Raw genomic sequence first — 17,228 nt, 5'->3', positions numbered from 1 at the left:
CTTTTTTTGCTTTCACTAATCAGAGCTTAGCGTGCACGATAAGTGATACGACCTTTCGTGAGGTCATAAGGGGTCATTTCTACCTTCACACTGTCGCCAGTTAAAATGCGGATATAGTGTTTACGCATTTTACCAGAAATGTGGGCAATCACTTCGTGACCGTTTTCTAAACGTACACGGAACATCGTATTAGGAAGCGTTTCGGTGACAACGCCTTCGAACTCAATGAGTTCCTCTTTATTGGCCATAGCCTACCTGATGATCAAATTGGAAAGGGGCAAATTATAGTCAATTTTTTAGAAAAAATCAAGAATCAAACCCTTGAGAACGTGTTAGCTGGCAGTAAATTAAGCGAACTGGCGGTTTCAAAAAAATCCGGAAAAATTTGACTATAGATGTTGTCAGTTTGGTCAATCGCAGTTAATCTAAATTTATTGTTTTAGGTATAAATGAATCACATACAAGGAAGGTCATTGCGTGGGTCAGCTAACGGATGCATCGGTTGTACTACGATTGGGCTATCAGGCGATTCGTCGTTCAGGATTACCAACCGAAGAAATTTTAACAAAAGCAGGGGTCGCCTTAAATCAAGTTCAGGCCAATGATCGTACCCCATTAAATGCGCAGTTTGCTTTTTGGACAGCAGCCGAAGATGTCAGTAAGGACCCTGATATCGGTTTGCATTTGGGTGAGCATTTGCCTTTATATCGTGGGCAGGTGATTGAACATTTATTTATTAGCAGTGAAAATTTTGGTGAAGGTCTTAAGCGTGCTTTGGCCTATCAGCGTTTAATTAGCGATGCCTTTCATGCCCGTTTGATTGTTGAAGATGATCGTTGTTATTTGACCAATGGTGAGCAGCCGTGGGCGGAAAATTTAATTAATCGACATTTTTCTGAATGTGCTATGTCAGGGATCTTGCGCTTTTTTAAATTTATTACGGAAGGACGTTTTCAGCCGCTGTATATCGACTTTAACTTTTCTCAAGGTGCACCAGATGACGAATATTTCCGTGTCTTTGAGTGTCCTGTGAGCTTGGGTCAAAAAGAAACACGGCTTTATTTTGATCCTGCGATTTTGGCTTATCCATTGTGGCAGGCCGAACCTGAGTTATTGCAATTGCATGAACAATTGGCAATTGAAAAACTGCAAGAACTAGCGCGCTATGATTTGGTGGGTGAGGTACGCCGTGCGATTGGTTCAACCTTAGAAAGCGGTGAAACCACTTTAGAAACGGTTGCTGTACATTTAAATATTACACCGCGTCGTTTACGTACCCAACTGAGTGAAGCCAATACCAGTTTTCAACAGATTCTATCGGACTATCGTTGTCGTTTAGCGAAAAGGCTGCTTGCGAATACCAATGAAAGTGTAGAGCGGATTGTTTATTTGACCGGGTTTTCAGAGCCGAGTACGTTTTATCGTGCATTTAAGCGCTGGACCAATGAAACACCTGTTGAATATCGAAAACGTAAACAGCGTTAGTTTAAAATTTAAAAAACCTCCCATGTGGAGGTTTTTTATTATATGTAGAGCATTAATCTGGCATGTTTAACCAATGAGGACCTAAAGGCACTTTGGGTAAATCAAATTGCGCTGGATAATCGGCATGAATAAAATATAAGCCATCGGGTGGGGCTGTTACGCCCGCTGCTTTACGATCTTGTGCAGCGAAAATATGGTCAATATGGTCAATGTCATACATGCCTTGTCCAATTTCCAGCAAACAGCCCATAATATTACGCACCATATGGTGTAAGAAGCCATCGGCTTGAATATCCAGCACCAAATATGCGCCATGTCGAATTAAGCGACAATGGCTCACGTGGCGCACAGGTTGATTGGACTGACAAGCCGCAGCACGAAAGCTTTCAAAATTATGTGTACCTTCAAACTTTTTTGCAGCAGCAATCATTTTTTCTACATCTAATGTGTAGTGTGCATGGGTTACTTGTTTATGCAGTAAAGCAGGGCGTTGTGGATGGTTATAGACCACATAGCGATAACGACGTGCTTGAGCCTTAAAACGGGCATGAAATTCATGATCCATCTCCTTAATCCATTGGATGGCAATGTCTTTAGGTAGTTGGCTATTGGCACCCATTAACCAGCCACGTAGAGGTCTGATTGCATGTGTATCGAAATGAGCCACCATATTGGTTGCATGTACACCTGCATCAGTACGACCTGCGCCATGTAGTGCAATGGGTTCGGCTGCAACTTTACTCAGGATAGTTTCAAGTGTTTCTTGCACACTGATTACCCCGGCTTGTTGGGTTTGCCAGCCACGATATCCTGCGCCTGAAAATTCAATGCCAATGGCAAAACGTTGCATAGATCTATTTACCTTTGATTAAACCGAGTCATGCCAATGGGTGAAACATTGATCAATAGAATCATGCTTGAGATACATCAACAGCGCTTTGGCATATAAGTCTGCATGGCTGATGCAATCACTCACTACTACACCTGCATCCTGAATCCAACTACTAATCGCATAGCGTTGGTCAGTTTTACCAAAGCTGACCTGAGTGGTAAGTAAAACCATACAACCTTGTTGACGTAGCTGTTTAAAGCATTCGATACAGTCTGCATTGACTGAGATATTGCCTGTACCAAAGCCTTGTAAAATGAGAAAACTAGGCGGATGTTGTGCAATAGTCTTAATGTTTTGTAATTGCTGATCTAATGCAATGGGTTGCATCATAAGATTTAGACAATTGAATTGATTGGCTTTGATTACATCTTCAGCTTGAACCAGATATGCTGAACTCGGTTGAGGCAGTTCGTGTTGGCTGTTCACACCTGCAAAGGCATCCAGTTCCGTGGTGTGTTGTTTTAAAACACTGCGCCCATGAAATAACTGCTGATGAAAGGCAAGATATACGCCAACGGGTTGAGTTTGAACGGCATGTAATGCAAAGCTTAGGTTGTCGATGGCATCGGTAAATTCACGTGTGTTGGTACCCTGAATATTGAGTAGAGGATATTGGCTACCCGTAAGCACAACATGCGCGGATTGTCCTAGGAATCGAGAGAGGATGGCACAGGCATAGCTCATGGTATCTGTGCCATGGATAAGCACAAAATGCTGAAACTGTTGTAATTGGAGTTGTTGTACAAATTGTATTAACTGTAACCAATCGGCAGGTGTGCAGGCGCTACTGTCTTTAATGACAGGTGCAATCATGCATTCAACGGTCAAATCCAGAGGTAAGACTTTCTTAAGTTGAGGTAGAAACTCATCAGCAGGCATAGGGCTCAGGGGTTCACCCACGCAGCCAAAGGTCCCACCCATATAAATCAAAGCAATTTTTTTCATCATAAAAAAAGCAGTCATGTATGACTGCTTTATAGTAGAGGGAAATGCCTTAAGATGCTATTTGATTCAGTAACTGTTCCGCGCGTTGCTGCTGTTCCGCTGAAAAATTATTCGAACTCTCAGCAAACAGTTGACGAGCTGCTTCATAAGAGCCGAGTTGAATATACTGTTGTACTAAATCTAAATTCAATGTGCTTTCATTGATTTGTCCAAGTTCTGGAAAAGATTGCACCAGTGGATCTTGTAGATGAACATCTGTTTGTACAGCAGACGTGGCAAAGTCTGTTGTTTCCGTCATGTCTTGAGGAATCGAGTGTGCTGTTGCAAGATCTGTCTTTGGTGACTCTAAGTCAAAAGACATAGTAGATACTTCTGATTGCACCTCGACTTGCGTCGTTGCTTTTTCAGCACTTGGTTGTTCAAGATCAAACGAAAATTTGAATTCTGGCTGATCTTCAGATTTTTCTGTTATCGGTGCAGTAACAGTTTCAACGACTGCTTCAGTTGTTGGTGCAGGATCTAAATTAAACGAAAATTCTAGATCTTTAAGTTCAGTAACAGCTAATTCACTTTCTTTTTGTACCTGAACTGGTTCTTCAACTTGAGGTTTCAGCTCAACTAAATCATCAAATTTCAGAGACGGAGCATCTGATTCTGGTGTTGGTTCTATGGTAGGTTCAATGATTTCAGGGCTTACACTGAAAGACTTAAACTCTAACGGCTTTTCTTCAACAGGAGAGGTACTAGGTGTTTCCGCCTGCAACAGATCAAAAGAACTTGATGTTGTAACTTTATTTTCAATGAGTGCATCAAAATCTGGTGCGTTTTGTGCCGCAGGGGTTGGTTCAGCATAGCTTGAAAGCGTTTGCGGCTGAAAGTCGATAGTGTCTACCGATGAAAGATGCTCTTTTTCATGTTCAGCTTTTTTCTGTTCCGCTAGCGCCAGAGTTTCTTCAAGTTCAAGCGAGCGTAAATGATTGAATAATTGGCTAACCGCAAATTCATCTTTTTGTTCTAGATGGATATCCAATAACAATAAATAAAGTTCATGTTGGGAATTATCTTTATTCAGTGCCTGATTAATTTGTGCTTCTGCTGCAAAGTAATTGCGATCACGAATTTGCCCTTGAATTTGGCTGCGTAACTCGTTACTTAGTGGTGTTTCCTGTTTTTTTTCAATAACTGGATCTTCCACCACTTGGGTTTTTTGTGGGGTTTTCCGTTTATTTACAGGAGTTTTGGCTTTATTACGAGCCGCAGTCGTTTTTTTTGGTGCCGTATCGGCTTCTTTACTAGCTTCTCGTTTTTTTAAAACAATTGCCACGACTAACAAAAGTATAAACGGAATCACATAAATCAGCATGTTTTACCCCTTACGAATCAAATGTATGTTTAATTCATTGATTCTAATATCAAAATTATATAACAATTTAGCTGTTTGGCTTTTTCTGTGCTTGTTGTGCTTTCAACTGTTGTTGCAATTGTGCAAGACGAGCATTTAATAATTGAATTCTTTGGTCCTTTTGACGTAGTGCCAATTCCAGCTGAGTTACGTTTCTCTGTAATTTAACGGTTTTTTCCCGAGATGTCATAACTTTTAATGACAATTCATTTGATATTTGCTCATTCTTAGCTTTCTGCTTTGCTGTTCCATTGGTGGTTTCGGGGTTCTTTTCTGCCACTAAGCTCATTTCGGCTTGATTCAGGCGATATTTTGCTTTTCCAGATTGTTTTGCCACTGTGTTGGGTGGAGCCACAATTTTTTGTTGGGATTTATTGGCGGTATTGGTTTGTAAGTTTAAAGTCACCCCACGACGTAATCGATTGATATCACCCCGAATAAATGCATGCGAGTTTTGGGTTTTAATTTGCTGCATCACTTCACCAATTGGACGATTTTGCTCAGTGGCAACCCGTTGTGCAATTGCCCAAAGCGATTCATTGTTTTGTACGGTATGCTGATTAGGCTGAACTTTTTTCACGTCAGCTACTGCCGCAGTAGGAGCAGGCTTGATGGTTGCTGGCTTTGGTTCAGTTGGTAATTTGGGTGTTGAAGTTGTTGCTTGAGCCGATGCAGCAGAAACTTTCTCTGTTTCCGCACGTTTCTGATACTGCTGTACTTGCGGGGCAGATGACTGTTTAGGGGTTAGATTTGCCGTATTGGAGGTATTTTTGGCAACGCTTGTCGTTGGCTTTGCTGAGTCAGTCTGAGTTTCGGTAAGCACTTTGGCCTGTGCTGCTGGTGTACTCGCGGTATTTAAACTAGAAACGACGATAGGCGCTTCATTTGAGTCAGTCACTGTTGCCAACTTTGGCGGTTGTATTGTTTTTAGTTTTAGTGAATCAACTGAATTGGACATTGGATTCAGTTGTGCTGCTTCAGTAGGCTGAAGTTGAGCACTGGTCGGTAAGTTAAGCGCAATATCCTTTTCACTCACAATCATGATTGGACTAAGCACTTTTTCATTGGCTTTGGCACTAAACATCGGCTTAGGTGCAGTGGTACGTTGGATCGGTGTACGAATATGGCGTAAATGTACCGCATTACCTTCCTGAATACGCACCACGATATTCAGCTCAGATTCCGTCAATGGACGAGATGACGTGATGGTAATGACGCCCTCACCTGAACTGTTTTGTCGAGAAAAGAAATTCAGATGACCTGGGGGTTGATGAACAACACCTAAGGTATTGATATCTTCTGGTGTCGCCAAACTGACTTGAACAGGCTCATCGGTTTTTGCATGATGAAATGGAATTTCTGCGTAGAGTAATTCTCCAGGCGCAGACTGGATCTGTAATGGATCAATACTAATCGCGTGAAGATTTTGCGATGCAATAATGGCGAGAATAGCAATTTTTAATTTGTTATATACAGTCATCTTAGTTTTGACTCTGGTCATATATCGCAACGAGAGAATTATACATTACCGAGATGTTGAGGAATTGTAAATGGATAACATTCTAGTTACATAAAAAGCCGATCATAATTGATCGGCTTTTTTTGAAAATTTAAAAATGCTTATGCATTTTTAAAATCAATTAGAATACGTAGCATACGGCGTAGTGGTTCAGCAGCACCCCACAACAGTTGATCACCCACAGTGAATGCACCGAGGTACTCTTTACCCATATTCAGTTTACGTAAACGGCCTACAGGAACGCTAAGTGTGCCTGTTACTGCAACAGGAGTCAGATCAGTCATTGAAGCTTCACGCGTATTTGGAACGACTTTCGCCCATTGGTTCGCGCTACGTAACATGTCTTCAATCTCATCTAGCGGCACGTCTTTTTTCAATTTCAACGTAAGTGCTTGTGAGTGACAACGCATGGCACCAATACGGACGCAGTGGCCATCAATTGGAACAATCTGCTGGTTGCCTAAGATTTTGTTGGTTTCAACTTGACCTTTCCATTCTTCTTTCGATTGACCGCTTTCAAGCTGTTTATCGATATACGGAATGAGGGAACCCGCTAACGGTACGCCAAAGTTTGCAGAAGGGAAACCTTCACCACGTTGTAATTCAGCAATTTTAGAGTCGATGTCTAAAATTGGAGAGCGTGGGTCATCTAATAAATCTTTGGTGTTGTTGTACAAATAGCCCATACCAGAGATCAGTTCACGCATATTTTGCGCGCCTGCACCTGAAGCCGCTTGATAGGTCATTGAGGTTGCCCATTCCACAAGGTTATTTTGGAATAAACCACCTAAGCCCATCAGCATCAGTGAAACGGTACAGTTACCGCCGACAAATGTTTTAGTGCCATTCACTAAACCATCTTTAATCACGTTCATGTTGACAGGGTCAAGCACGATGATGGCTTCATCTTCCATACGCAGGGTAGAAGCTGCATCAATCCAATAGCCTTTCCAGCCTTCAGCTTTTAACTTTGGAAAGACTTCAGAGGTATAGTCGCCACCTTGACAGGTAATAATGACATCCATTTGCTTCAGACTGTTAATGTCTGTCGCATCCATAAGTGCTGGGGCAGTCTTACCACCAAATGCAGGGGCTTCACCACCTGCATTACTGGTAGAAAAATAGAATGGCTCAAAGTGAGCAAAGTCATTCTCTTCAACCATACGTTGCATAAGGACAGAACCAACCATCCCGCGCCAACCGACCAGACCTACTTTCATGTCATTTTGCCTCGGTGCGTTAAAAATTTAAAAGGGGTTTGAGTGTATCAAAAGCGACCACAACTGCAAGTACTACATAAGTAAAACATCACTATAATTGAACGAAATAACTTGTTTATGATACATACAGAATTGATAAAGTTAGTCCAGATTTAGTTTACCAAACGGAATAGATTGAGAAAAACAATATGATTTGGGTGGAAATCTTGGCGGCTGTTGTGGTGATTCTGACGTTTTGGTCATTGATTCCGCGTGATGAATGGTGGATTCGCGGAGCCGATTTTCCACGACTACAAATTTTAGCACTTGGGCTTCTGGCCTTTATTTTACTGATCTTTTGGCCTAATCCTTGGGATTTACAACGTGAATTGATTTTCGTCGTGTTAATCGCAGCCTTGGCATATCAGTTAAAAATGGTTTTACCTTATACCTTCGTGTGGAAAAAACAGGTTCAGACTGTTTCTCACGAGCAATTGCAGCCCGAGCGGCAGATTTCATTACTGGTTTCGAATGTACTCACACCCAATACACAATATCACTTATTAATTGAACAAATTAGCAAATTTAAGCCCGATCTGGTTTTGACCTTAGAAACAGATCAGTGTTGGCAACAGGCATTACAGGTGCTTGAGACGGATTATCCTTATTGTGTCCCGATTCCGTTGGATAATTTGTATGGCATGCATTTGTATAGTCGACTGAAACTCATCGATACAGAAGTGAAATTTATTTTAAGTGATGAAATTCCTTCCATTCATACTACGGTGCTGTTGCTTTCAGGGCAGCCTGTGCAGTTGTACTGTCTACATCCGAAACCGCCTAGTCCGACTGAAGCCAAGGATTCAACGTTAAGAGATGCTGAATTGTTGATTATCGGTGATCAAATCAAAGAGCTGGATCAAAGCTGTATTGTCATGGGGGATTTGAATGATGTGGCTTGGTCACGAACGACGCGTCTATTTCAACGGATCAGTGGCTTACTCGACCCGCGAGTTGGGCGGCATTATGTGAATACTTTTCATGCCGATTATCCTTTTCTACGCTGGTCTCTCGACCATGTGTTTCACAGTACCGATTTTGCCCTCATTCAAATGCAGCGTTTACCGCATATCGGTTCAGATCACTTTCCAATCTATGTCAAATTACAAACGGGACGTCTATTTGAGCAACAGCAAGAGGAATTGGAGCAAACGGATGCAGATGAGCAAGAAGCTCAGATTGCCATACAAGAAGGGATTGAAAAAGCGGAGCGAGAAGAAAAAATAGTAACGGATGAAATTGCACAGGATTATAAAAACGAGAAGCAGTAAACAAATTGCATGAGAAATTGTGTACGAAATTGCTTACAAAGGTTTCGGTCTCTGACGAATGGTCGAACGATAAGAATTCTTTTATTCTTATTTCATCAGCACAAGGAACAGGGAACGGAACATCCCACTAAGGAAGACGACGCTGAAGGAAAATCATCACGGAAATGATGGCTGGTTAGGACGACCAAACACTAAAACAAGAATTATGATTGAAAGCACAACCTCATATGCCCGAGTTTTGCAGGAAGCAGAACTCGGGTTATGTGTTTTAAGATACCTGAAATTTATTTAAAAATTATGACGACTCTAATATACGTTGATAAAGTGCTAAAGTCTGATCACACATGTCTTGTAAGCTAAATTGCGTGACAGGAGCCACGTGTTGAGGCTGTTCAATATGATGTTGGACGACACGAATAAGTTCAGCTTGATCATCAACAGGGATGAGTCCTTGCGCATAAACTGAAGATAAAATTTCAGCAACCCCACCTCTTTTCCAACCTATCACAGGTGTACCCACGGACAAGGCTTCTAAGGCGGTACGTCCAAAGGTTTCTGCCTGATTTGATAAAGACAAGACCACATCGCTGTAGGCGAGCCATTCACGAATATCAGAGCGGTGACCGACGAAGGTAATCTGATGTTCTAAGCCTTTGCTTTGAATGTTGCGTTGCAGTTCATCCAAATAAGCGGCTTTTTTCGGATCAGCACCCCCGACCACAATGGCATGCAAGTAGGGGAATTGCGTATGTAGTTGCTGGACTAATTCAATTAATGTTTCATGTCCTTTCAGACGCGTGATTCGACCTGGTAAGCACAAGAGGAACTTATGTTCGAGTTGTGGATAGTCTTTTAAGGTGTGTTGAATCCACTGTACTGACGGTTGATATCCATGGGGGAATGCTTTGGGATCTATACCACGGTAAATACGCACGATATCTTGCGGAGGGCAATTTTTATAATGTTCGGTGATGTATTGCACCACACTGTCCGAAACCGCAATGACTTTTTCCGCTTGCGTCATAATTGCACTATAACGATTAATCGAATAGAAACCATGTACGGTACTTATCAAGTGCGGGCGATCAGTTGCAGGAATCCCTTTTAAGGCAAAATGAGTCAACCATGCAGGAACGCGTGAGCGGACATGCACAATGTCTGGACGATGCTGCTGAATGAGTTGACGTAATGGGCGAATTTGCCACAGACTGGACAATGATTTCTTGTGAATGGGCAAGGTTAAATGGGTAGAGCCTTCGGCTTCGAGTTGCGCCACCATCCGACCACCATTGGAAACTACCAATGACTCATGCCCCTGACTAATCAGCGCTTTGGCAATTTCGAGTGTGCCACGTTCAACACCACCGCTATTCAGTTCAGGAAGAAGCTGCATCACCTTCATTGAGTTTATCCTTTTTGTCCTGTTGTGCCGTTCAAGCCAATGTGTCAATCAAAATAGCGAGGATGAAATTGTACTTTCTCCCCAATACAGTTGATCAATAAATTTTTTCATACCCTTCTGGGCGGGTTTTAAAGCGACGGTGAAACCACATGTATTGAGTCGGTGCAATTCGAAGCTGTCGTTCAATAATTTGATTTACCCGAGCTGCATCATCTACTTCATCTTCACTGGGGAGGTTGTCTACCACTGGTTCAATTAACAGATGATACTTTGGATTTGCCACATCACCGTGGCGATAAAAATACAGGGGAACAGCAACAGCTTTAGAAATTTTTAATAGACGTCGATGTGCCGTAACAGTTGCGGCAGGCACCCCAAAAAAGGGCGCCATCACCCCTTGTTTTAAACCGAAATCTTGGTCTGGACTATACCAAATGGCATGTCCATTTTTTAAATTACGAATCAGGCCGCGCATATCATCATGGTCAATTTGATTGGCGTAAATCGTGGTACGACAACGATAAATCAGCATGTCTAACAAAGGGTTATTTTGTGGACGATACACCACATCGGGTTCAAAATATTGTGCGCATAAATAACCACCCGCATCGAGTAAGGTCGAGTGTGTGCCGAGCAGTAAGACGCCTTTACCTGCCGCTTGCGCGGTTTGGATATGTTCCAAACCTTCAATAGTGACTCGATTTTTAAACCATTGTGGGCAGTACCAAGCATTCAGGGTTTCAAACACGCCGAGCATTTGATCAACAAAGACCTGACGAGCATTGTCTTGGACTTGTTCTGGACTCCATTCTGGAAAACAGACTTCTAAATTGCGCAGCGTAGTTTTACGGCGGGATTTCAGTTTATTAAATGCTAAATTTCCTAGAAAAGTGGCTAAGCGATATTGAATTGCCCACGGCAAAATTGCCAGTATCATTAATAAAACGATGCCAAGCCAAATTCCCCAATATTTAGGATGGAGGAATGACCATTGAAATTCACCAGGTGTATAGGTCTGTGCTTGGCTCATAACGATATAATTAGTTTGAAAAAGTGAAGACTGTGCAAAGTGTAGCATGAACTGATTTGGTCAAGGTTATCCACGCTAAAAATGAGGATGAACGTTGCCTGTCACCATCTGCTGGTTTTGATATGACAGTTTAACGACGACTTTCCAGAAGAATGCGTACTGCAAGCCCAGCGAGAACTGTGCCCATGAGCCAACGCTGTACATTTGCCCAAAGTGGTTTTTGCTGTAGAAAAAGTGCAATGCTACCTGCAGAAAAAACAATAACTGCATTTACTGAAACGCTGACAAAAATTTGGATTGTACCGAGTTGAATAGACTGCGCTAAAACACTGCCTTGTTGTGGGTGAATAAACTGTGGCAATAACGACAAATACATAATCGCAATTTTAGGATTAAGTAAACTGGTCAAAAAGCCCATTAAAAATAATTTTAACGGTGAATCGATCGATAAATCTTTGACACTAAAAATAGGAGCTGCATTGGGGCGTAAAGCTTTCCATGCCAACCAGAGTAAATAGACAGCCCCTACAATACGAATCGTGTCATAAGCATATGGAACTGCGACAACGAGCGCTGTGATCCCGAAAGAAGCGCAAAGCATATACAAGACAAAGCCCAGAGCGATACCGCCTAAAGAAATGAAACCTGCTGTTTTTCCTTGAGAAATTGAACGTGAAATCAGGTAAATCATATTCGGGCCAGGGGTGAGGACCATTGCTAGGCTCACCAAAGCAAATGCGAAAATTTGTGACAAATCTAACATGATAAAAGGCTCAGTTATTCTTATGTTGATAGGTATAGCATATCGATGTTGATAAATCTGGTTTGTGCTGCCAATGGGTAATTTAGCCTGTTGAATTGTCATTAAGATTATCAAGTTAATCTTTTCTAGTTTTAGATTTTTAATGAATGAGGTGAAAAATGGGATAGGGCACGCGTACTTTTTACTGAACTATGCTCTTGAAATTTGGCTTGGTCATCTCTGGTTATGCGACTGAACAAAAGGGGATTCATTTTATCCCGATGATTCAGCATGATGGATATGAAGTAACTTGAAATACAGATGTTAGACTAGCAACATATTTCAAATTGATTGCATGTATAGATGAGAAATGACGCGATTGATACTGCCAAAGCAGGTTTAATTTTTCTGGTGGTGTTAGGGCATTTTCTGGAGCGCATGATCGGTTGGTCACAAGCGAGCAATCAGTTACTGCTCGAAACCATTTATGCCATACATATGCCTGCTTTTATTTTTATTTCTGGCATGTTGTATAAAGATAAAAACTGGCTCAAAAACCTCCTCTTTTTTATTGCGCTTTATGTGCCTTTTCAACTGTTGTATTTGGTATCGGATGCAGTTATGTCTGGGCAATGGCATTGGAGTTTGTTTGAACGTCCGTATTGGCTGATGTGGTATCTCATGGGGATGATGGCTTGGACGTTATTTATGCATGTGTTCCATGCAAACCGTTTTGCCCTTGTACTCGCGGTGCTGATTGCTTTAGGCATTGGTTTTTCGCCATGGAATAACTATGCCTATTCCATTGGCAGAATTTGTGTCTTCTTGCCTTTTTTTGTGTTGGGGTATCGTTATGGTCAGCCCATCATGCAAAAGTTACAACAGCAGAATCACGCGGTACTCTGGGCAAGCCTAAGTCTTGGTTTTATCATGCTTGTTCTGTATTGGACGAATTTAAGTCAATTCTGGTGGTATGGCAGTTTGAGTTATGCTCAGCTCAAAGTGGATATCTGGCAAGGAAGTTTGACTCGTATAGCGTGTTTATTGCTATCAAGTTGGGGTGTACTCACGCTTCTGGCGTTATTTCAGCATTTGGGAACTCGCTTTATGCGCTTGGGGCAAAACACTTTGCCTGTGTATTTGTTACATGGTTTTGTGGTGATTTGGCTAGCCCGAATGATTCAGCTCAAGTTGCCTGTGGCAGTGGAAATATTGATTTGTGTGGTGTTGTCAATTTTGACTTGTTGGTTGCTACAACAACGGATTTTTGATCAGACGATCCGCCAATTATCACAGTGGTTGCTACGACCTATGCGTAAATTGTGGCAGAAATAACCGACTGATTGGTTTGTTTGTCATATAACTTTAGCTATTTGTACGATTTGAATTAAACAATAAAAAACCCGATTGGTTAAATGACTCAGCCAATCGGGTTATTGAGCATTAAATTAGTTGCCTTTGCTGAGGTTTTCTAATCTATCCCAACGTTCCAATTTTTCAAGTAACTGTTCTTCAATTTCAGCCAGACGCTGTGACGCTTGAGTCGCGGCATCGGCATTTGAAACAAACCAAGAACCATCTGCCAACTTGTCTGAAAGTTGAGTTTGTTCAGCTTCCAGAGCTTCAATTTCCGCAGGTAAGCTATCGAGTTCTCGTTGATCTTTATAGCTCAGCTTTACCTTTTTCGGCGCAGGCGTTGCTGCGGCAGCCGCTTCAGCTTTGGCTTGTGCCTTTTTCACATCACTTTTTTGATCAACCACTTTCTGATCTGGACGTTGTTCTAGGTAATCCTGATAACCACCAATGTACTCATCAATATTGCCTTTGCCATCAAACACCCAAGTTGAAGTGACTACGTTGTCCATAAAGGCACGGTCATGCGAGATGAGCAGTAAGGTGCCTTTATAATCAGATAGCATCTCTTCCAGCAGTTCTAAAGTCACCATATCTAAGTCATTGGTTGGCTCATCCATCACGATTAAATTGGATGGTTTGAGTAACAACTTGGCTAACAGAATGCGGTTCCTTTCACCACCAGAAAGTGCTTTGACTGGCGTACGCGCGCGTTCTGGCGAAAATAGGAAGTCTTGTAAGTAGCTGTAGATATGACGACGGTTACCATTTACATCGACAAAGTCAGAGCCTTCTGACACATTGGCCATCACGGTTTTTTCAAGGTCAAGCGCATTACGCAATTGGTCAAAATAGGCAATCTCAAGCTGTGTGCCTGTTTTGACTGAACCGCCATGTTCAATTTGACCTAAAATGGCTTTAATTAAGGTGGTTTTTCCAACACCGTTATCCCCAACTAAACCAATGCGGTCGCCACGCATCACCAACGCAGAGAAATCCTTGATCAGTAGGTTATCACCGTAAGAAACACTGAGGTGTTCAATGTCAAACACCAATTTCCCAGAACGATTGGCATCTTGGGTGGCCATGCTGACTTTGCCTTGCTGGAAGCGACGTGCTTTGGATTCTTCACGCAGCGCTTTTAAGGCGCGGACACGACCTTCATTACGGGTACGACGGGCTTTAATCCCTTGGCGAATCCATACTTCTTCTTCAGCTAATCGTTTATCGAACAACGCATTTTGTTTTTCTTCGGCTTCCATTTGTTGTGCTTTGAGGTCTAAGTAGCGCGAATAGTTACCTTCGTAGCTACGTAAAGTCCCACGATCAAGCTCCACAATACGGGTGGCAATACTGTCCACAAATGAACGGTCATGCGAGATAAACAAGAGGGTTAAATTGTTTTGATCGAGTAAAAATTTTTCTAACCATTCAATGCTTTCTACATCCAAATGGTTGGTCGGTTCGTCCAGTAACAGGACGTCTGGTTGAGTCAGTAAGGCACGTGCTAACAGCACACGACGCTTACGTCCACCCGATAAATCGGCCAAATCGGCATTTGGGTCTAATCCCATCTTACTTAAAATGGAATTGACTTTATTTTCTAAAGCCCAGCCATCGAGTTGATCCAATTTATGCTGTAAATTGCCCATGCGATCGCATGCTTCCATATCACCTAAGATGCAGGCATCACATGCTTCGTGGTATGCTTTAAGTACAGTGGCAGCTTCACCTGCGCCGTCTGCCACAATGTCTGCGACTTTGCCAGAATCCATAGGGACGTCTTGTGCCAACATGGACACCGTTAAGCCATTTTGAATAGCAACTTCGCCAGAATCTGGCAATAAAGTACCTTCAATTAGTTTAAGTAGCGTAGACTTACCTTCACCATTACGGCCAATCAAACACACCCGTTCGCCGCGTTCTAGGTTAAAATTCGCGCCATCGAGTAGGGCAGGTCCACCGAATGCAAGCTGGACATCCCTTAAAGTAATATAGGCCATAATGTTTCCTGAAATCTCAAATGAGGACTTTGAATGACTAAGCAACAAAATCTAGATAATCAGGCGTCATTGTCCGCACCCATTGAAGATTTGCAAGTCCGAATTGCATTTTTAGATGATTTAGTTGAACAACTCAATGAACAAGTGATTCGCCAACATGCCGAAATTGCTGATTTAAAAAAACAAATGCAGTTTCTTTATCAACGTGTGGAATCTGCCGATTTATCTGAAGGGATCGAAGCTTTTGATCCTTTCAGCAATATACCACCACACTATTGATCTAGTTTGAAGCTTTGAGCGGTATGGCTTAATCCTATGCATTTCAAACAAGGGAACGAGGGCAAGGCTTGACCTTTTGCCCGCTTCCCGTTCTAATGCACGCTCTTTGCTTATCTCTCATGATTCTGTATTTATGTCTGCTAAAGCGGTTTTGTTCGATCTAGAAAATAATATGCCAACGGCAAAGATGCTACGCGATCTGGTGCAGCATTATCCGACCTTGTATTTGTTTAATTGCAACGGACAGTTTGCATATACGTTGGAAGATCTGACTGAATTTGCAATGTGGGTCAATACAGGGCAAGTGGTGATTTTAGAAACTGCTCAAGCCAAAGAGAAAGAGTTTGAATATGCGGTGGTCGTTGGACAGTTAATGGCTTTACTCGAACCCGATACGCATGTTGAAGTGATTTCAGCAGCAAAAACCAGTGCTGTTTTAATCGAGTTGATGCGTGGTTCGGCACTGACTTGTAGCTTGATTCAAATTCAAGATGCGGCTGAAATAAGCAAACCCAAATACAAAATTCCAAGTTTGGATGTCATTCAAAGTAAACCGTACTTAAAAATGGTCAAGCAATACTGCGATGCTTTGGCGAAAATGCCAGGTAAACCCAATACCATCGATTCACTAAAAAACTCGGTTATGAATATCTTGCAAGTGGTGCCTGAAAAAGCACAGCACTTGGTGGGCATGTTGATTAATCTGAAAATTGTGAAACGTTATGATGAGCAGATTAATTTTCGTAAAAAAGTATTAAAGCAATGGGCACTGTTACATCTTGAACAAGATCAAGCAGCGTTGGTGAGCTCAAGTAATTTAGCGCAAGCGGTAGAACTGTTACAGAGTTCAGCCGAATTGGCATCTTCAGTACCAGACGTGCAACAAGCACAAGATGCTTTGTTTAAAGATTTTGGAAAAATAGATCCTGTACAGCTTGAAGTCGCGAAAAAGTTACGCGAATTGAAAAATGATAAGCCGAAAGACATCTATGCCTTACGTGATTTATTAGAGCAAATGTTTCCTAAAGCAGATGTGCGTTTGTTACTCAAAGAGTTGATTGAAAAAGGTTATATTTACTGGAATGGACATGAAGTCTTATATAGTCATGAAATGTTCCTAAATTAATTTCATCGTTCCAACTTGCGTTTTATATTGTGCTTATGCAACTCTAATAAAAGACAAAAAAGGTTTTGCTATGGAAAATACAGGAATTTGGGTTGCTGTTGTCATTATTGTGTTTGTGCTCGGGTCAATTTTGGGACTCCGCGTTAGCCCTCGAGAAAAAGCATTGGGCTTAATGCGTGAAAAAGCACGAAAAATGGGATTACACCCACGCTTAGTGGCAGCACCAGATTGGACTAAAATTCCGTTGGCATCTTCAAATCGTGCCAGTATGGTTGCTTATTATAGTGTCCTGATTCCAGATGCACGTTTGCCGCTGATGCGTGCCCGTGTTGAAGATCAGCAGCTCAAGGTGGTGCATGGTGATGAAAAATTTAATAATTTTCCCATTGCATTAAAGGGCATTTATGCTATTGATATGCAGGCAAACTGTGTAGGAATCTATTGGGACGAAGAAGCTGACTTATTAGCAGCCCAATTGGAAGACATCAAAGCATATTTACATTCTTTGGCTGAACTTTAA

16 protein-coding genes are annotated in these 17,228 nt (G+C 41.9%); 6 read left to right on the top strand and 10 right to left on the bottom strand.

Going from position 1 to position 17,228, the window contains the following annotated elements:
* Nucleotides 1-26: 26 nt before the first annotated feature.
* Entirely contained in the window at nt 27-248 is a 222-nt protein-coding gene (gene infA / locus DCO44_RS00445) for a translation initiation factor IF-1 (protein ID WP_001284370.1), read from the bottom strand.
* A gap of 229 nt (nt 249-477) precedes the next feature.
* Here infA and DCO44_RS00440 point away from each other — a divergent pair, with 229 nt between their 5' ends.
* Nucleotides 478-1,485 carry an AraC family transcriptional regulator gene (locus tag DCO44_RS00440; RefSeq protein WP_116758667.1) on the top strand — a complete coding sequence of 336 codons (1,008 nt, stop codon included), beginning with the start codon at nt 478-480 and terminating at the stop codon, nt 1,483-1,485.
* Nucleotides 1,486-1,537: 52 nt separating this feature from the next.
* Here DCO44_RS00440 and truA read toward each other — a convergent pair whose 3' ends face one another.
* The 5 genes from truA to asd all read right to left on the bottom strand — a co-directional run bounded on the left by truA (nt 1,538) and on the right by asd (nt 7,463).
* On the bottom strand, nt 1,538-2,335 hold the full coding sequence (gene truA / locus DCO44_RS00435) for a tRNA pseudouridine(38-40) synthase TruA (RefSeq protein WP_116758666.1): 798 nt from the start codon (nt 2,333-2,335) through the stop codon (nt 1,538-1,540).
* An 18-nt stretch (nt 2,336-2,353) separates the two neighbouring features.
* On the bottom strand, nt 2,354-3,325 hold the full coding sequence (locus DCO44_RS00430; RefSeq protein ID WP_116758822.1) for an asparaginase: 972 nt from the start codon (nt 3,323-3,325) through the stop codon (nt 2,354-2,356).
* Nucleotides 3,326-3,371: 46 nt separating this feature from the next.
* Nucleotides 3,372-4,685 (bottom strand): hypothetical protein, encoded by a 1,314-nt coding sequence (locus DCO44_RS00425; protein ID WP_116758665.1) that lies wholly within the window; start codon nt 4,683-4,685, stop codon nt 3,372-3,374.
* Nucleotides 4,686-4,752: 67 nt separating this feature from the next.
* A complete protein-coding gene (locus DCO44_RS00420) occupies nt 4,753-6,204 on the bottom strand; it encodes a hypothetical protein (protein WP_116758664.1) in 1,452 nt (483 codons plus the stop codon).
* 140 nt (nt 6,205-6,344) lie between these two features.
* Nucleotides 6,345-7,463 (bottom strand): aspartate-semialdehyde dehydrogenase, encoded by a 1,119-nt coding sequence (gene asd / locus DCO44_RS00415; protein ID WP_116758663.1) that lies wholly within the window; start codon nt 7,461-7,463, stop codon nt 6,345-6,347.
* 188 nt (nt 7,464-7,651) lie between these two features.
* Here asd and DCO44_RS00410 point away from each other — a divergent pair, with 188 nt between their 5' ends.
* On the top strand, nt 7,652-8,773 hold the full coding sequence (locus tag DCO44_RS00410) for an endonuclease/exonuclease/phosphatase family protein (protein ID WP_116758662.1): 1,122 nt from the start codon (nt 7,652-7,654) through the stop codon (nt 8,771-8,773).
* Between the two features lie 295 nt (nt 8,774-9,068).
* On the opposite strand, the gene DCO44_RS00400 is transcribed toward DCO44_RS00410, so the two are convergent.
* From DCO44_RS00400 to DCO44_RS00390, 3 genes are all read right to left on the bottom strand, one after another.
* Nucleotides 9,069-10,175: a glycosyltransferase family 4 protein gene (locus tag DCO44_RS00400; protein ID WP_116758661.1), complete on the bottom strand. Its 1,107-nt coding sequence runs from the start codon at nt 10,173-10,175 to the stop codon at nt 9,069-9,071.
* Nucleotides 10,176-10,269: 94 nt separating this feature from the next.
* Complete coding sequence (gene lpxL, locus DCO44_RS00395) at nt 10,270-11,205, bottom strand: LpxL/LpxP family Kdo(2)-lipid IV(A) lauroyl/palmitoleoyl acyltransferase (RefSeq protein ID WP_116758821.1); 936 nt, start codon at nt 11,203-11,205, stop codon at nt 10,270-10,272.
* A gap of 130 nt (nt 11,206-11,335) precedes the next feature.
* The gene (locus DCO44_RS00390; RefSeq protein ID WP_116758660.1) at nt 11,336-11,968 is read right to left on the bottom strand and encodes a LysE family translocator; all 633 of its coding nucleotides are present in this window, start codon (nt 11,966-11,968) and stop codon (nt 11,336-11,338) included.
* Between the two features lie 342 nt (nt 11,969-12,310).
* Here DCO44_RS00390 and DCO44_RS00385 point away from each other — a divergent pair, with 342 nt between their 5' ends.
* Entirely contained in the window at nt 12,311-13,282 is a 972-nt protein-coding gene (locus tag DCO44_RS00385) for an acyltransferase family protein (protein ID WP_116758659.1), read from the top strand.
* A 113-nt stretch (nt 13,283-13,395) separates the two neighbouring features.
* Here the strand turns inward: DCO44_RS00385 and DCO44_RS00380 are convergent, their stop codons facing one another.
* Nucleotides 13,396-15,303 (bottom strand): ATP-binding cassette domain-containing protein, encoded by a 1,908-nt coding sequence (locus DCO44_RS00380; RefSeq protein ID WP_116758658.1) that lies wholly within the window; start codon nt 15,301-15,303, stop codon nt 13,396-13,398.
* Nucleotides 15,304-15,336: 33 nt separating this feature from the next.
* Here DCO44_RS00380 and DCO44_RS00375 point away from each other — a divergent pair, with 33 nt between their 5' ends.
* The 3 genes from DCO44_RS00375 (at nt 15,337) to DCO44_RS00365 (ending at nt 17,228) form a co-directional block, all read left to right on the top strand.
* Nucleotides 15,337-15,582 (top strand): SlyX family protein, encoded by a 246-nt coding sequence (locus DCO44_RS00375; protein WP_116758657.1) that lies wholly within the window; start codon nt 15,337-15,339, stop codon nt 15,580-15,582.
* 133 nt (nt 15,583-15,715) lie between these two features.
* On the top strand, nt 15,716-16,708 hold the full coding sequence (locus DCO44_RS00370; RefSeq protein ID WP_116758656.1) for a hypothetical protein: 993 nt from the start codon (nt 15,716-15,718) through the stop codon (nt 16,706-16,708).
* A gap of 70 nt (nt 16,709-16,778) precedes the next feature.
* On the top strand, nt 16,779-17,228 hold the full coding sequence (locus DCO44_RS00365) for an ammonium transporter (RefSeq protein WP_116758655.1): 450 nt from the start codon (nt 16,779-16,781) through the stop codon (nt 17,226-17,228).

The sequence above is a fragment of the Acinetobacter sp. AM genome (assembly GCF_003105055.1).
Taxonomy (GTDB): Bacteria; Pseudomonadota; Gammaproteobacteria; order Pseudomonadales; family Moraxellaceae; genus Acinetobacter; species Acinetobacter tibetensis.
The sequence above is the reverse complement of the archived record's forward strand: the minus strand, read 5'-3'. Positions and strand labels throughout refer to the sequence as shown.

Coding starts and splice junctions, on each gene's coding strand:
- infA (WP_001284370.1), bottom strand. CDS start 248: ATGGCCAATAAAGAGGAACTCATTGAGTTCGAAGGCGTTGTCACCGAA.
- truA (WP_116758666.1), bottom strand. CDS start 2,335: ATGCAACGTTTTGCCATTGGCATTGAATTTTCAGGCGCAGGATATCGT.
- DCO44_RS00430 (WP_116758822.1), bottom strand. CDS start 3,325: ATGATGAAAAAAATTGCTTTGATTTATATGGGTGGGACCTTTGGCTGC.
- DCO44_RS00425 (WP_116758665.1), bottom strand. CDS start 4,685: ATGCTGATTTATGTGATTCCGTTTATACTTTTGTTAGTCGTGGCAATT.
- DCO44_RS00420 (WP_116758664.1), bottom strand. CDS start 6,204: ATGACTGTATATAACAAATTAAAAATTGCTATTCTCGCCATTATTGCA.
- asd (WP_116758663.1), bottom strand. CDS start 7,463: ATGAAAGTAGGTCTGGTCGGTTGGCGCGGGATGGTTGGTTCTGTCCTT.
- DCO44_RS00410 (WP_116758662.1), top strand. CDS start 7,652: ATGATTTGGGTGGAAATCTTGGCGGCTGTTGTGGTGATTCTGACGTTT.
- DCO44_RS00400 (WP_116758661.1), bottom strand. CDS start 10,175: ATGAAGGTGATGCAGCTTCTTCCTGAACTGAATAGCGGTGGTGTTGAA.
- lpxL (WP_116758821.1), bottom strand. CDS start 11,205: ATGAGCCAAGCACAGACCTATACACCTGGTGAATTTCAATGGTCATTC.
- DCO44_RS00390 (WP_116758660.1), bottom strand. CDS start 11,968: ATGTTAGATTTGTCACAAATTTTCGCATTTGCTTTGGTGAGCCTAGCA.
- DCO44_RS00385 (WP_116758659.1), top strand. CDS start 12,311: ATGAGAAATGACGCGATTGATACTGCCAAAGCAGGTTTAATTTTTCTG.
- DCO44_RS00380 (WP_116758658.1), bottom strand. CDS start 15,303: ATGGCCTATATTACTTTAAGGGATGTCCAGCTTGCATTCGGTGGACCT.
- DCO44_RS00375 (WP_116758657.1), top strand. CDS start 15,337: ATGACTAAGCAACAAAATCTAGATAATCAGGCGTCATTGTCCGCACCC.
- DCO44_RS00370 (WP_116758656.1), top strand. CDS start 15,716: ATGTCTGCTAAAGCGGTTTTGTTCGATCTAGAAAATAATATGCCAACG.
- DCO44_RS00365 (WP_116758655.1), top strand. CDS start 16,779: ATGGAAAATACAGGAATTTGGGTTGCTGTTGTCATTATTGTGTTTGTG.